Below are 14,846 nucleotides of genomic sequence, written 5' to 3'. Positions count from 1 at the left end.
CATAAGGTCCTTTTCAAAACAAGTAACTCAAAGGTTATTTCTTTTCATTAGCCACTCTATGCTTAGATCAATTTGAAGTTGAACCTTCATTGTTACTTAGTCATTAAGTTCAATCTTTACTTTAATATACTCTGACCTCCAAATGATTTTGGGATTAGGAACTGACTATGCGGCAGCCTCAGAGGGCACGATTCAGTGGCCGTACTGCCTCGGATGTTTTATTAATCTAATAATAATGACTGATTTAGTTAATCTAACTTAGAGTCTTTTATTTTTCGAAGTGCTGTGTTAGAAACAACCAACTTAATATAGCTAATAGGTATTCACATGGACCGTTCAATTTTACTTCCTTTGTTATTTGTTTTTGGACCCGTTTCGGCAACACCCTCAATTACAGAGGCTTCCCCGGCCATATTTATTATGCAAGTTACCAGCAATTTAAGCTGTGAAACCTTAGACATAGAACTTATTTCACGAGCCGATAATACCCACGAAAATATTAGATTTGAGTCTAGTGCTTATTCTGCCGTTGAGCTGCCTTCTGGAGCTTATGAGTTTGGCGATGTCATTTGCATGAATAAAGAAAATGCACAAACACTCGACTTGCTAAACGACAAGATTGCACCTATAAACTTGACGGCTGGACAAGCCTATTATGCTGGACGACTTATTTTTCAAGAGGTTGTTGAAGTAGAAGCTAATGGCTCTCCCAATGTCTTAAGCAATTGCCCTAGAATTATTAGCCGAGCTCGCGGTGAGAGCAGTAATGCATGCCACGATGGAATAGGTGTCGATACTTTAGCCCAAACCTCCAAGGCGGTTAATGTTTATCTCCCTGAAGTTAAAGATGAAGATATTGCACTAGTGCGTGAAGCGTTATTTGCCACAGAAAGTCAATTACTTTACTTACCATTAAAACTATAAGAAAAATCATTGAATTGTTTGGGCTTAGTTATTTTTGCAAAGTGAATGAATTCTACCTTTAGCTATGTCTGTTTAAGGCTATCAGTAAAAAACAAAAAAGGACCGCAAGGTCCTTTTTTAATTTTCAAAAACGGTAGGAAATTATTTCTTCTTTTTTACCGCTTTTGCATTCGGTAAGTCTGTAATTGACCCTTCATAAATCTCAGCCGCTAAGCCTATAGATTCATTAAGTGTTGGGTGAGCATGAATAGTTAAACCTACATCTTCTGCATCAGCGCCCATCTCTACTGCTAGGCAAACTTCACCTAACATTTCGCCAGCGTTGATACCCACAATAGCGCCACCTAACACTCGGCCAGTTTCTTTGTCGAAGATCATTTTGGTTTTACCTTCAGTACGCGCAGATGCAATTGCACGACCAGATGCAGCCCATGGGAAGTTAGCCACTTCAATTTTTAAACCTTGCTCTTTAGCTTCACGCTCTGTAACGCCTACCCAAGCCATTTCTGGATCAGTATAAGCGATAGATGGAATACAACGAGGGTCGAACACGTGTTTCTTACCAGAGATAACTTCAGCTGCACAATGTGCTTCGTGTACTGCTTTGTGAGCAAGCATAGGTTGACCTACAACATCACCGATAGCAAAGATATGATTAACGTTAGTACGTAACTCGTTAGTTACGTTGATGAAGCCACGCTCATCTACTGCAACGCCAGCTTTATCGGCATCAATAAGTTTACCATTTGGCTTACGACCAACAGCAACTAGGATTTTGTCGTAACGAACTTGTCCTTCAGGTGCATTTTTACCTTCAAAAGTAACGTATAAGCCGTCATCTTTAGCATCTACAGCCACAACTTTAGTAGACAACATAATGTTGAATTTTTTCTTGTTGTAGTTGGTGTACACTTTAACTATATCTGCATCAGCCGCAGGCACTAATTGGTCTGCAAATTCAACAACAGAAACATTAGAGCCAAGGGCGTTATATACTGTACCCATTTCTAGGCCGATAATACCGCCACCTAGTACTAACATTTGTTCTGGAACATCTTTAAGTTCTAAAGCGCCAGTAGAGTCGATAACGCGAGGGTCGTCAGTTGGGATAAATGGTAAGTCAACAACAGATGAACCTGCCGCAATAATAGCGTTGTCAAATGTAACTGTGGTCTCTTTACCGTCGTTACCTGCTACTACAATTGTTTTGTCAGAGGTAAATTTACCTAATCCATATACAGTAGTAACTTTACGGGCTTTTGCCATACCGCCTAAACCGCCAGTTAACTGACCGATTACGCTTTCTTTCCAACCACGAATTTTATCTAGGTCGATTTCTGGCTTACCAAATGTCACACCGTGAGAAGCCATAGCTTTTGCATCGTCAATGACTTTAGCTACATGTAACAAAGCTTTAGATGGGATACAGCCAACATTTAGACAAACACCACCTAGTGTTTCACGGCTTTCTATTAATACTACATCTAAACCTAAATCTGCTGCACGGAACGCTGCTGAATAACCACCAGGGCCTGCACCTAATACCACTACTTGAGTTTTAATTTCGCTCATTTGAACCTCAAATTATCCTGTTATGACAGTATGTCTGGTTACATTTATAAATTGTGTAAACCATACACTGTGAATAAATATTTTTAACCCCAATTTTGGGGTTAATTAAAAATCGATAACAATTTAATGCTATCGATTTATATTTTTTAACGCATCTAACTTAAAGTACTAGGCGGCGCAAGTCTGTTAGGTTGTTAGCAATCTCAGTAGAGAATGCAGCACCTTCAGCGCCATCAATTACTCTATGGTCGTAAGATAAACTTAACGGCACCATTAAGCGTGGAACAAACTCTTTACCGTTCCACTTAGGTTTCATATCTGACTTAGATACCCCTAATATACCCACTTCTGGTGCATTTACGATTGGTGTAAATGCTGTGCCACCAATGCCCCCTAAGCTAGATATAGTAAATGTACCACCTTGCATATCTGCAGCTTTAAGCTTGCCGTCACGTGCTTTGCCAGAAATAACGATGAGTTCTTTAGATAGCTCTTCGATGCCTTTTTTGTTCACGTCTTTAATAACTGGAACAACTAAGCCGCCAGGTGTTGCTACTGCAATACCTATGTTGACGAATTTCTTAAGGATTAAACTTGCACCGTCGTCAGACAATGTAGAGTTCATATTTGGGAACTTCTCTAACGCACGAGCTACTGCTTTCATAACGAACACAAGAGGCGTAATTTTTAAGCCAGTCTTTTTCTTTGCATGGTATGCATTTTGTTCTTTACGGAAGTCTTCGATATCGGTGATATCCGCTTCATCGAACTGAGTAACGTGTGGGATAGTTGCCCAGTTACGGTGTAAGAATGGACCAGAGATTTTCTGAATACGACCAAGAGCCACTTCTTCAATTTCACCAAACTTACTGTGATCCACAGGTTTAACAGGGACGATTTGTAATACATTGTCGCCTACTATGGCACTGCCGCCAGTAGCCGCTTTAGGTGCAGCAAGGGCTGCTTTTACATAGGCTTGAACGTCTTCTTTTAAGATACGTCCTTTACGGCCTGTACCTTTAACTAAGCTTAAATCAACACCAAATTCACGACCTAAACGACGAATAGCTGGAGAAGTATAAACAGAACCTGATGACTTGAAGTCACTTGGCGCAGCTGCAACAGGTGCTGGTTTTGCTTGAGGTGCCGGAGCTACTGGAGCAGCTGGAGCAGGTGCCGGAGCGGCCACAGGAGCTGGAGCTGCTGCACCGCCTTTAGTTTCAAGTTTAATTACAACTGAGCCTTGCTTAACTTTGTCACCGGTTTTGATAAATACTTCTTTCACTGTTCCTGCGTGAGTTGAAGGGACATCCATAGTCGCTTTATCAGTTTCTAAGGTGATTAAACCGTCTTCTTCTTCGATTTCATCGCCTACAGCAACGAGTACGTCAATAACATCAACTTCACCGTCTTCGCCAATATCTGGTACAGCTACTTCAAGTGTTTCACTTGCAGTTGGAGCCGCTGCCGGCGCTGCAGCTGTAACAGGAGCTGATTCAGCTGCTGGTGCTTCAGACGCTGACCCTGCCGTTTCTAGCGTAATCACAAGAGTACCTTGCTTTACTTTATCGCCGTTTTTGATAAATACTTCTTTAACTGTACCAGCATGCGTAGATGGCACATCCATAGTGGCTTTGTCAGTTTCTAGTGTGATTAGGCCATCTTCTTCTTCAATGACATCACCAACCGCGACAAGTACGTCGATTACATCAACTTCACCGTCTTCGCCAATATCTGGTACGACAACTTCAATGACTTCGCTTGCGCCTGATGTTGCAGGTGCCGGAGCTTCTGCTGGTGCAGGTGCCGCTTCTGGAGCAGGAGCTTCAGCTATCGGTGCTGCTGGCTCTTCAGCTGCTGGAGCATCTGCTCCGGCGGCTTTGATTTCGCCAATTACGTCACCTTCTTTAATTTTGTCACCAACGGCAACAGCTAGGCTCGCTAATTCACCTGCAAACGGTGCAGGGATATCCATTGAAGCTTTATCAGTTTCAACGGTAACTATACCTTCATCAGCTTCTAGCGCATCACCAACGGCAACACAAATTTCAATGATTTCAACTTCTTCGCCGCCTACATCAGGGACTAGAATTTTTTGAATATCAGACATATATAAGATTCCTTATCTAGTCGCTATTAAGCGTAAAGTGGATTAAGTTTATCTGTGTTGATATCGAAACGTTTAATGGCTTCGGTTACAACACTCTTTTCTACTTCGCCACGTTTAGATAGTTCGTACAACGAAGCGACTACTACGTAAGCTGCATTGACTTCAAAGTGAGTACGTAAGTTTTCACGGCTATCACTGCGTCCAAAACCGTCAGTACCTAAACAACGATAATCAGTTTCAATGAATGCACGAACTTGATCAGAATAACCTTTAACATAATCCGTTGCCGCAATTGCAGGGCCTGCTTCTTTCGTAATAACCTGACCAATGTGAGCGGTAAGAGGTTCTGCTTCTGGGTTAAGCATATTCCAGCGCACAACGTCTTGGCCTTCACGGGCTAATTCATTGAAAGAGGTTACTGAGTAAACATCAGAAGATACATTGTAATCAGCACTTAAGATTTGAGCTGCTTTACGTACTTCATTTAAGATAGTACCTGAGCCCATTAGCTGAACGTTAGATTTAGCTTTTTTCGCTTCAACACGCTCTAACTTATAAATACCTTTGATGATATCTGCCGCAACATCTTCACCTTCAGGCATCGCAGGATGCTGATAGTTTTCATTCATCAATGTTAGGTAATAGAAAACATTTTCGTTTTCACCGTACATGCGGCGTAAACCGTCTTGAACGATCACTGCTACTTCGTAGCCATAAGTTGGGTCGTAAGTTACGCAGTTAGGAATTAAGTTAGCTTGAACATGTGAATGTCCATCTTGGTGTTGTAAGCCTTCACCATTTAGAGTTGTACGGCCTGCCGTAGCACCTAGTAAGAAACCACGTGCTTGGCTATCTCCCGCTGCCCATGCTAAATCACCCACACGTTGGAATCCAAACATTGAGTAGTAAATATAGAATGGAATAGTCGTAGCATTACAGGTTGAGTAAGACGTACCAGAAGCAACCCAAGACGCCATTGCGCCTAGTTCATTAATACCTTCTTGTAAAACTTGACCTTTTTTATCTTCACGATAATAAGCAACTTGGTCAGCATCTTGAGGAACATATTTCTGTCCTTCGCTTGCATAGATACCAACTTGACGGAATAAGCCTTCCATACCAAAAGTACGGGCTTCGTCAGGAATGATAGGCACGATACGCTTACCGATTTTCTTGTCTTTCAATAGGCTGTTTAGTACACGAACGAATGTCATAGTTGATGACACTTGACGGTCACCAGAGCCTTTCAGTATCGCATCAAAAATGGATAGCTCTGGCATTTCAAGCTGTTCTTCAGCTTGCATACGACGTTGAGGTAAAGTGCCTCCTAGTGCTTCACGGCGCTCCTTCATGTATTTGTATTCAACGCTGTCTTCAGCAAACTTGAAGTAAGGTAAGTCTGGAATCGTTTCGTCAGCAACTGGAATGTTAAAGCGGTCACGGAATTGCTTAATTGAATCAACGTCCATTTTCTTAACGTTATGAGCAATGTTTAATGCTTCACCTGATGCACCTAAACCAAATCCTTTTACTGTTTTAGCAAGAATAACAGTAGGACGGCCTTTGGTATCCATTGCTTTTTGGTAAGCTGCAAATACCTTAACTGGATCATGTCCTCCACGATTTAACCGGAAAATATCTTCATCAGACATATTGGCAACAAGCGCTGCAGTTTCTGGGTACTTGTTGAAGAAGTTCTCGCGAGTGTATTTACCGCCTTTAGCTTTACAGTTTTGGTATTCACCATCAACCGTTTCGCTCATAAGTTGTAAAAGTTTACCTGATGTATCACGGGCGATTAATGCATCCCAGTAACTACCCCAGATAACTTTTACTACTTCCCAGCCAGCGCCACGGAATGTACCTTCAAGCTCTTGGATAATTTTACCGTTACCACGTACAGGACCATCTAAGCGCTGCAAGTTACAGTTAATCACAAACGTTAAGTTATCTAGGCCTTCGCGAGTCGCTAAACCAATTGCACCTAATGATTCTGGCTCATCACATTCACCGTCACCCATGTAGCAATATACACGTTGGCCTGAACAGTCTTTGATACCACGGTCAGTCAAATATTTTAAGAAACGAGCAGTATAAATAGCCTGTAATGGACCCAAGCCCATAGATACAGTAGGGAACTGCCAGTAGTCTTTCATCAAGTGTGGGTGAGGATAAGACGATAAGCCTTCGCCATCACATTCTTGACGGAAGTTATTTAATTGCTCTTCGGTTAACGCACCTTCAACGAAAGAGCGTGCATAAATACCTGGAGAAATATGACCTTGTGAGAAGATAAAGTCGCCGCTATCTTTTTCATTAGGCGCTTTAAAGAAGTGGTTAAAGCCCACATCGTACAACATTGCAGATGAAGCAAAACTACCTATATGTCCGCCTAGCTCTAAGTCTTTCTTAGAAGCTCGTAAAACAATCATTAAGGCGTTCCAACGAATTGCAGCACGTATACGGGCTTCAATCGTTTGGTCACCAGGCATTTTTGGCTCTTGTGATGGTGGAATAGTATTTACGTAAGCTGTTTTCGCATCAAATGGTAAGTGAGTACCACTGCGGCGAGCTTGATCTATTAACTTCTCTAAAAGGAAGTGAGCACGCTCTGGACCTTCATTTTCCAAAACGGCTTCCAATGATTCAAGCCATTCTTGCGTTTCAGCTGAATCTAAATCGATGTTAGGGAGCTCAGACATAGTATTTACTTAGTCTCCAATGTTGTAGGGTAAAAATAAATAAATGACTAAAATATAAAAATTAGCCAAGGTGTATTTTACTAATGCACAAGTTAAATTACTTATGCGTATCGTTGCATGCCACTTCTTGAACGCCTTATAGCGCTCTGTTCTTGTGTCTGTAACAATAATTCTTTTTCAACAAATGTTAAGTGGGTGTGACTTTCATTCCACGCCTTTTGTGGCTTACCACTCAATATCGCTGCTAATAATTTTTTATGATAATTACGCATTCTTTCAAACATATCAGGGCTTCGGGTAAGCATAATGATATGTCGCTCTAAGTTATCAGTGATGAGGCTCGCCATACTTCTAACTAAATGTAAAAAGATGCTATTTTGTGATGCCACGCAAATAGCAATAAAAAAATCAAATACGGCCTCTGCTTCTAAACGAGGGTCGTTTTCAATTTGTGCGAGCCCGATGCCTTCAAATTTGTTTTGTATTTTTTTCAAGTCGCTAGGGGTGCCGCGCATTGCAGCGTAATATGCAGCCATGCCTTCAACACCTAATCTGAATTCTAATAAGTCAAACTGTGTGCTTGGAGTTTTCGACATTAGGTCGAATAATGGGTCAGCTAACCCTTTCAATTGGTTGTCGCATACAAAAGTTCCTCCCCCTTGTTTTCGTGTTACAAGGCCTTTTGCTTCTAGTTTTTGTATCGCTTCTCGTACTGATGGTCGTGATACTTCAAACTGTTCTGTTAGTGTTCTTTCTGGAGGAAGTTTTTGGCCCGCTGCTAATCTACCATCGAGCATCATGGACTCTAATTGTTCCATAATGTCATCTGATATTTTTCTTGATTGCACTCGGCGCATTTAATATTTCCATTTAACCCAAAGCTTAAGTCTTTGGTAAATTGGTAAGACCATTTGGTGCAATAGCTTAGTAAACATTTGCGCTGGGGTAAATGTTAATTTTAATTTAACTAATACCAAGATGTGAGAAACGCCCTTAACACCATGTATATTAAGGGGTAGGAGGTATTGAGTATGTGGTCAGACCTGTTAGTTGATCCAACCGGAAATTGACAAAATTGCAATAACTACCAACAAAAACATCACATTTCGTTTGGCTAATTTAACTAACGTACAAGGCTCTTCAGTACAATCTTTTTGGTCAGCTTCTATTTCTTCCGCCTTTTTTGATACATTTAGCAGTAATGTTTTAGCTGAGATTGAGGGGTCTGGTAAATAGCTAAGCCATGTTGGTAGTGCACGAGAGAAATGCCCTACCACTAAAAAGCCTAATGCAGTAATTCTTACTGGTATCCAATCTAAAATGTTTAACAACCGGTTAGCTTGGGCCGCCGCTTGTTGATTATCAACTTCGAGTTTAGAAGCTAACTCTCTTATTAATATATATAAAACAGCGCCAGCTGCACCTAATGCCACAAACCATAAAATAACAGCAGCGTAGTGGCGGTAGTTTTGCCAAATTAAGGTTTGACCAATTGATAAATCATCGGTGGTATTGTTCTTTATTTGTTGTTCGTACATGCTACATGCTTGCATATCGCCTCTGCTTGCCGCTTGTAAAAAGCATTTATATGTTGCGCGAATAACTGGGCAGCCCACACACACCATAAGAATGGCTGTACTTAGTACGAGCTCTATTAACCCACCTGTGAATTGTTGTACTAATAAGTAGGTACATAATACAGGTAAACAAATAATGGTGGCTAACACCCAAGACTTTGATGAGGAATTTAACCAATCTTTTGATTTGATGACTTCTAGGTATTTATTAGAATAGAATTCGGCTTGCCAGTATTTAGATTGAGTCGTCACTCTTTCTATTAATAGAACCAGTAATAAACTGATTAGTGTCATGTCGATAGCCTTTTTTAATGGTTGGATAATAGCAGATAAATTATATCACTCTCTATTTGCAAATTAATAGTTGCCTGTATCGTGTCCAATCAAAAGAAATACCTGGATCGGTTTTTCTGCCGGGAGCAATATCATTATGACCCACAATCCGGGCTAAATTAATTGCTGGGTAATTTTCCTGCAATGCAAGGGTAAGTTGTTGCAAGCTTTTATATTGCAGATCGGTATAAGGGATATGATCAGCTCCCTCAAGTTCAACACCAATACTATAGTCATTACACCTATTTTGACCTTGAAAGCTAGATATACCTGCGTGCCATGCTCTTTTACTAAAAGGAACAAATTGCACTATATGCCCATCTCTTTGTATTAGGCAGTGTGCAGATACGCGCATTTGGTAAATACTAGTAAAATAGGGGTGCAATTCAGGGTTAAGCTGACCAGTAAAAAAGTACTTGATATAGTCGCCACCAAATTCATTTGGAGGCAATGAGATATTGTGAATGACCAGTAATGAAATATCAGCGTTTTCTGGCCGTTCGTCGCAGTGTGTACTTGGGTAATATTCAGCTTGTGTTAAAATTGCTTGTTTAATCAATGTATTGGCTGTTTTGATTGTTCTGTTGTTATTATCATAACAAAGTGAAAGGCCGCTATCGCATTATTTTAATGGCCAAAAATGTAGCTGTGCCGCTAATCAAAATCAAGAGGTTGTTATGCAGCAAAGTAAATTAGGCAAAGGTATGTTGATTGTCGCTTGGGTGATTGGCTTAGCTTTATTGACATTTATGTTTGAAGAACAACTTGAAAAGCAATTTAATCCAAATTCTGAGCCTATCTCGTCGACTCTAAACAATGGTACTGAGGTTAGGCTAAAACAAAACAGGTCAGGGCATTATGTGACTGGTGGTGCTATAAATGGTCAGCCAGTGGTATTTCTACTTGATACTGGAGCTACTCAAGTATCTATTCCTATGCATTTAGCTCAGCAACTAAGCTTACGAAAAGGCAGGGGAGCTAGGGTGCAAACTGCGAATGGTAGTGTACAAGTGGCGCAGACAAATATAGAGCGTTTGTCTATTGGTGATATTCAATTGTTAAATGTAGCTGCACATTTGAACCCTGCTGTTAGCTCTAACGAAATTTTGCTAGGTATGAGTGCCCTGAAGCAATTAGAATTTACTCAAAAAGGTGAATGGCTTACCTTGAAACACCTTTAAGCTGTTTACATTTTCTACTTAATATACAGAGACATTATGCATAATATTGATATTCCATTAGCCGTGAAATTGGCTCTATCAGAAGACTTAGATGGTCAAAATGCAGATTTAGGTGATATTACCGCAAACCTAATTCCTGCTGAGCAACAAATAACTGCAGAGGTTATAACCCGAGAGAGTTGTATTTTAGCCGGAGCTGCTTGGGTAACAGAAACCTTTGCACAATTAAATGTGGGTATAAAACTGCAATGGTATGCAAAAGACGGTGATCAGTTGGCTGCTAATCAAACCATTGTAAAGCTTACAGGTAATGCAAGGCATATATTAACGGGCGAACGTACAGCGTTAAACTTTTTACAAACGTTATCGGGTACCGCAACGGCTGTTGCTGATTGTGTGGCAGAGCTTGTTGGTACTAATACTAAATTATTAGATACCCGCAAAACGTTACCAGGAATGCGTTTGGCACAGAAGTACGCAGTGCGCTGTGGCGGCGGCATTAATCACCGTATTGGGTTGTATGATGCATACCTAATAAAAGAAAATCACATTTTAGCCTGTGGGTCGATAGAGAACGCAGTAAAACAAGCTCGTCAAGCTAATTCTCAGTTAAATGTAGAAGTAGAAGTAGAAAATATTGAAGAGTTAAATCAGGCTATTTTAGCTAAGGCTGATATTATAATGTTGGATAATTTTGACAACCAAATGATTCAACAAGCTGTCGCAATTAATGCTGGAAAGTGTAAGTTAGAAGTATCTGGAAATATCACTAAATCTAGGCTGAAAGCCCTTTCACAGTTAGGGGTAGACTATATTTCGTCTGGTGCCCTAACTAAAGATGTTAAGGCAATTGACCTTTCATTACGTGTAATTTGATAAGTTAGTTAAGGAGTTCGTTAAAAGTAAATAGTTAGAGTTATTTTGTAACCGTTTTAAAGCCAAGACTTAAGTATGTTTTTGGATACTTGCTAGAAAGGGATCCGGATCTATACTGAATAGGAATTCAAAAACAACGCTGTAAAACTTAAACAGAAAACAACTTACTTTACTTTTATATTGGAGATACACCATGAACATGACTCAAACTACTACTATGAAAAAACAAAACGGCTTCACACTTATCGAATTGATGATTGTTGTTGCTATTATCGGTATTTTGGCTGCTATCGCTTTGCCTGCTTATCAGTCTTATACAGAAAAAGCGCGTTTTACCGAAGTAACTAATGCAACATCAGCTGCTAAAACAGCTGTAGAAATATGTGTGCAAATGGGAACAGCTATTGCAAGTTGCACTGGTAACACTAATGGTATCCCAGCAGATATTACAGCTGCTGCTGGTGTTACTGGTGTAACAACAGCCGCTAGTGGTGTTATTACTGCTACCAAAGCGACTGATTCAGAAATCACTGGTGCAGGTACTTACACATTGACTCCAACTCAGAATGCAACGACTAAAGCTATATCATGGGCAGCGGTATGTGACCCAACTACTCTTTGCTAAGTTATTCATTTCATAAAGTGAGCCCGGAATATCCGGGCTTTTTTGATTTTACAACCTAGAGTTTAATAATTATGGCATCTACGACCCCAACGACTTTTACTTATCAAGGTAACAACAAAAATGGTCACGCTGTAAAAGGCGAAATTTCGGCCATGACTGTACTAGAGGCTAAAAATCAGCTTCGCAGGCAAGGCATTGCAGCTAAGCGAGTCAAAAAGCTAGCTAAGCCTTTATTTGGTAAGGGTGGTGAAAAAATTACACCAGCTGATATAGCCATGTTATCTCGTCAAATTGCTACTATGTTAACCGCTGGAGTGAGCTTAATTCAAACTCTAGAGATGATTGCCACAGGTCATGCCAACGTGAGCATGCGCAAGCTCTTGGTAGAAATTACTGCTGAGGTAAGTGCTGGTAATCCGTTATCGAGTACCTTACGTAAGCACCCTAAATATTTTGATGATTTGTATTGTGACTTAGTTGAAACCGGTGAACAATCTGGGGCTTTAGAGACCATTTACGACCGAATTGCGCTTTATAAAGAAAAGGCCGAAGCATTAAAGTCAAAAATTAAGAAAGCTATGTTTTACCCCATTGCAGTTATTGTTGTGGCAGTGATTGTAACTACTATATTACTCATTTTTGTAGTGCCACAATTTGAAGAGATATTCTCAAGTTTTGGCGCCGAGCTGCCGGCCTTTACCCAGTTTGTATTAGGTATATCTAGGTTTATGCAAGACTATGGTGTGTTTGTTGGTGCAGGGGTGTTTGCCGCAGGTTATTTGTTTAAAAAGGCCCATAGTAAATCGCGAAATTTGCGGGACTCGGTAGATAAGAAGATTTTAAAAATACCTGTTATTGGTGAAATACTTAAAAAAGCATCGGTGGCCCGCTTTACCCGAACCTTATCTACCACCTTTGCGGCAGGTGTACCCTTAATTGGTGCCTTAGACTCTGCAGCGGGGGCCGCTGGTAATGCGGTATTTAGAGATGCCATTTTATTTGTAAAAAAAGAAGTGGCGGGCGGGATTCAAATGAATGCAGCCATGCGCTCAACCGGTACCTTTCCTGAAATGGTGATACAAATGATTGCCATAGGTGAGGAGTCGGGTTCGGTGGATGAAATGTTAGGTAAAGTCGCAAACATTTATGAGGCAGAAGTAGATGATATGGTTGATGGCCTTACCAGTTTGCTAGAGCCTATGATTATGGCGGTATTAGGTGTAGTGATTGGTGGCTTAATTGTTGCCATGTATTTACCAATATTTGAAATGGGTAATGTTGTTTAAATATCCCTTAATCAATAAGCTATTTTATAAGATTTTTCTGTTCTGATAGCTTGCCTATTTAATTTCTGGCAAGCTATCCCATAACTCTACTTATTAAGTTTTTCTATGTACTCATCCTTACAACTTATGGCGGATTATCCTGCTGTTTTTATCTCTGTAGTTTTCGTTATTAGTTTACTGGTCGGAAGTTTTTTAAATGTGGTGATTTATCGCTTGCCAGTTATGATGGAAAAGGGTTGGAAAGCAGAAATTGATGAGTACCTTTTGTCTCAAAATGAGACTAATCAAGCTAATGCCTCTCAAGCAGTCGATGCTAACACAAGTACCCCAGAAACATTTAACTTAGTAAAGCCTGATTCTACTTGTCCTAAATGCCAACATAAAATTAGAGCGTGGGAAAACATCCCCGTTATTAGTTGGTTGGCTTTAGGTGGTAAATGTAGTCAATGTAAATCACCTATACCGATTCGTTATCCCTTAGTTGAACTAGCAACGGGTTTGTTATCTGCCCTTGTTGCTTGGCACTTTGGGTGTGGTTTAGCGGCTGTAGCTGCAGTCGTTGCTACTTGGTTGTTAGTGGCTATGACCTTTATTGACCTAGATACTATGTTGTTACCCGACCAATTAACTTTACCATTGCTTTGGATGGGATTACTGCTCAGTATTAATACAACGTTTGTGACGCCCGCTGATGCCATAATAGGAGGGGCTGTTGGTTATTTGAGTTTGTGGTCGATTTATTGGGCGTTTAAGTTGCTGACCGGTAAAGAAGGTATGGGATATGGTGATTTTAAATTATTAGCTGCCATTGGCGCTTGGGTGGGATGGCAACATCTACCTGTTGTTATTCTGTTATCTTCACTTGTGGGGGCATTAGTGGGGATAAGTTTATTGTCGTTACAAGGTAAAGACAAAAGCCAGCCTATTCCTTTTGGTCCTTATTTAGCGGCTGCTGGCTGGTTAACACTTATCTTTGGCGATGGATTAGTCGCACAGTATTGGGCTTGGATGTTGCCATGAGTCAATATGTAGTTGGCGTAAGTGGAGGGATTGGTAGTGGTAAAACTACAGTAACGGATTGTTTTAAACAATTTGATGTTGACGTGGTTGATGCTGACATTGTTGCCAGGCAGGTGGTTGAGCACGGTACTGAAGGGTTAAAGGCAATAGTTGAAAAGTTTGGGATTAATATCTTAGATGATAAAGGCAAGTTAAACAGAGGAAAATTAAGACAGTTAGTTTTTAATGAACCAGATAACAAAATATGGCTGAATCAATTACTACACCCAGTGATAAGAGCTGAAATGCACGCTCAGGTACAACAAACCAAGTCAGACTATTGTTTGTTGAGTGTGCCATTACTGGTAGAAAATAAATTGTTTGAGATGGTTGATCGAGTATTAATAGTTGATGTTAGCGAAACCAACCAGTTAAAGCGTACCTTACTTAGAGACAAAACTAATACTCAACAAATTCAAGCGATTATGGACTCTCAAGCCAGCAGAGAACAGCGTTTAGCGGTTGCAGATGACGTAATTGACAATAATGATAGCCCTGAAAAGCTGTTAATTCAGGTAGAATTACTCCATCAGACCTTTTTGCAGTTAGCCAAAAATAAAAAGAGGAGATAATTTTAGCCTATTGATTTGACTAAAAATTC

General features: G+C 40.4%; 13 protein-coding genes. 7 read left to right on the top strand and 6 right to left on the bottom strand.

All coding sequences use genetic code 11. From position 1 onward, the window contains the following. Positions 1 to 327 precede the first annotated feature (327 nt). Positions 328 to 924, top strand: coding sequence for a hypothetical protein (locus ABJD71_RS13195; protein ID WP_348170069.1), 597 nt, complete (start codon positions 328 to 330; stop codon positions 922 to 924). A gap of 141 nt (positions 925 to 1,065) precedes the next feature. Here the strand turns inward: ABJD71_RS13195 and lpdA are convergent, their stop codons facing one another. From lpdA to ampD, 6 genes are all read right to left on the bottom strand, one after another. Next, positions 1,066 to 2,496 (bottom strand): dihydrolipoyl dehydrogenase, encoded by a 1,431-nt coding sequence (gene lpdA, locus ABJD71_RS13190; protein ID WP_348170066.1) that lies wholly within the window; start codon positions 2,494 to 2,496, stop codon positions 1,066 to 1,068. Between the two features lie 160 nt (positions 2,497 to 2,656). Next, positions 2,657 to 4,606, bottom strand: a complete 1,950-nt coding sequence (aceF, locus tag ABJD71_RS13185; RefSeq protein ID WP_348170063.1) for a pyruvate dehydrogenase complex dihydrolipoyllysine-residue acetyltransferase — start codon at positions 4,604 to 4,606, stop codon at positions 2,657 to 2,659. 26 nt (positions 4,607 to 4,632) lie between these two features. Continuing rightward, the gene (gene aceE / locus ABJD71_RS13180; RefSeq protein WP_348170060.1) at positions 4,633 to 7,308 is read right to left on the bottom strand and encodes a pyruvate dehydrogenase (acetyl-transferring), homodimeric type; all 2,676 of its coding nucleotides are present in this window, start codon (positions 7,306 to 7,308) and stop codon (positions 4,633 to 4,635) included. 101 nt (positions 7,309 to 7,409) lie between these two features. Further along, positions 7,410 to 8,165, bottom strand: coding sequence for a GntR family transcriptional regulator (locus tag ABJD71_RS13175; protein WP_348170057.1), 756 nt, complete (start codon positions 8,163 to 8,165; stop codon positions 7,410 to 7,412). A 189-nt stretch (positions 8,166 to 8,354) separates the two neighbouring features. Continuing rightward, complete coding sequence (gene ampE / locus ABJD71_RS13170; RefSeq protein WP_348170054.1) at positions 8,355 to 9,179, bottom strand: beta-lactamase regulator AmpE; 825 nt, start codon at positions 9,177 to 9,179, stop codon at positions 8,355 to 8,357. A 52-nt stretch (positions 9,180 to 9,231) separates the two neighbouring features. Further along, positions 9,232 to 9,777: a 1,6-anhydro-N-acetylmuramyl-L-alanine amidase AmpD gene (gene ampD, locus ABJD71_RS13165; RefSeq protein WP_348170051.1), complete on the bottom strand. Its 546-nt coding sequence runs from the start codon at positions 9,775 to 9,777 to the stop codon at positions 9,232 to 9,234. 118 nt (positions 9,778 to 9,895) lie between these two features. Between ampD and ABJD71_RS13160 the strand changes: the two genes are divergently transcribed. The 6 genes from ABJD71_RS13160 to coaE all read left to right on the top strand — a co-directional run bounded on the left by ABJD71_RS13160 (position 9,896) and on the right by coaE (position 14,817). After that, positions 9,896 to 10,399 (top strand): TIGR02281 family clan AA aspartic protease, encoded by a 504-nt coding sequence (locus ABJD71_RS13160; RefSeq protein ID WP_348170048.1) that lies wholly within the window; start codon positions 9,896 to 9,898, stop codon positions 10,397 to 10,399. A gap of 36 nt (positions 10,400 to 10,435) precedes the next feature. After that, positions 10,436 to 11,275 carry a carboxylating nicotinate-nucleotide diphosphorylase gene (gene nadC, locus ABJD71_RS13155; protein WP_348170045.1) on the top strand — a complete coding sequence of 280 codons (840 nt, stop codon included), beginning with the start codon at positions 10,436 to 10,438 and terminating at the stop codon, positions 11,273 to 11,275. A gap of 193 nt (positions 11,276 to 11,468) precedes the next feature. Then, positions 11,469 to 11,900, top strand: a complete 432-nt coding sequence (locus tag ABJD71_RS13150; RefSeq protein WP_348170042.1) for a prepilin-type N-terminal cleavage/methylation domain-containing protein — start codon at positions 11,469 to 11,471, stop codon at positions 11,898 to 11,900. A gap of 71 nt (positions 11,901 to 11,971) precedes the next feature. Beyond that, positions 11,972 to 13,186: a type II secretion system F family protein gene (locus ABJD71_RS13145; protein ID WP_348170039.1), complete on the top strand. Its 1,215-nt coding sequence runs from the start codon at positions 11,972 to 11,974 to the stop codon at positions 13,184 to 13,186. A gap of 105 nt (positions 13,187 to 13,291) precedes the next feature. Next, positions 13,292 to 14,206: an A24 family peptidase gene (locus ABJD71_RS13140; protein ID WP_348170036.1), complete on the top strand. Its 915-nt coding sequence runs from the start codon at positions 13,292 to 13,294 to the stop codon at positions 14,204 to 14,206. Then, complete coding sequence (gene coaE / locus ABJD71_RS13135) at positions 14,203 to 14,817, top strand: dephospho-CoA kinase (RefSeq protein ID WP_348170033.1); 615 nt, start codon at positions 14,203 to 14,205, stop codon at positions 14,815 to 14,817. Before ABJD71_RS13140 ends, coaE begins: the two co-directional genes overlap by 4 nt. Positions 14,818 to 14,846: the final 29 nt, after the last annotated feature.

It is taken from the genome of Paraglaciecola sp., assembly GCF_039943935.1.
In the GTDB taxonomy this organism is placed as follows: Bacteria; Pseudomonadota; Gammaproteobacteria; order Enterobacterales; family Alteromonadaceae; genus Paraglaciecola.
The sequence above is the reverse complement of the archived record's forward strand: the minus strand, read 5'-3'. Positions and strand labels throughout refer to the sequence as shown.

Bases quoted from the DNA above. Each gene is read 5' to 3' on its own strand.
- ABJD71_RS13145 (WP_348170039.1), top strand. From the start codon at position 11,972: ATGGCATCTACGACCCCAACGACTTTTACTTATCAAGGTAACAACAAA.
- aceE (WP_348170060.1), bottom strand. From the start codon at position 7,308: ATGTCTGAGCTCCCTAACATCGATTTAGATTCAGCTGAAACGCAAGAA.
- ABJD71_RS13160 (WP_348170048.1), top strand. From the start codon at position 9,896: ATGCAGCAAAGTAAATTAGGCAAAGGTATGTTGATTGTCGCTTGGGTG.
- coaE (WP_348170033.1), top strand. From the start codon at position 14,203: ATGAGTCAATATGTAGTTGGCGTAAGTGGAGGGATTGGTAGTGGTAAA.
- ampE (WP_348170054.1), bottom strand. From the start codon at position 9,179: ATGACACTAATCAGTTTATTACTGGTTCTATTAATAGAAAGAGTGACG.
- ABJD71_RS13140 (WP_348170036.1), top strand. From the start codon at position 13,292: ATGTACTCATCCTTACAACTTATGGCGGATTATCCTGCTGTTTTTATC.
- ABJD71_RS13150 (WP_348170042.1), top strand. From the start codon at position 11,469: ATGAACATGACTCAAACTACTACTATGAAAAAACAAAACGGCTTCACA.
- nadC (WP_348170045.1), top strand. From the start codon at position 10,436: ATGCATAATATTGATATTCCATTAGCCGTGAAATTGGCTCTATCAGAA.
- ABJD71_RS13175 (WP_348170057.1), bottom strand. From the start codon at position 8,165: ATGCGCCGAGTGCAATCAAGAAAAATATCAGATGACATTATGGAACAA.
- aceF (WP_348170063.1), bottom strand. From the start codon at position 4,606: ATGTCTGATATTCAAAAAATTCTAGTCCCTGATGTAGGCGGCGAAGAA.
- lpdA (WP_348170066.1), bottom strand. From the start codon at position 2,496: ATGAGCGAAATTAAAACTCAAGTAGTGGTATTAGGTGCAGGCCCTGGT.
- ABJD71_RS13195 (WP_348170069.1), top strand. From the start codon at position 328: ATGGACCGTTCAATTTTACTTCCTTTGTTATTTGTTTTTGGACCCGTT.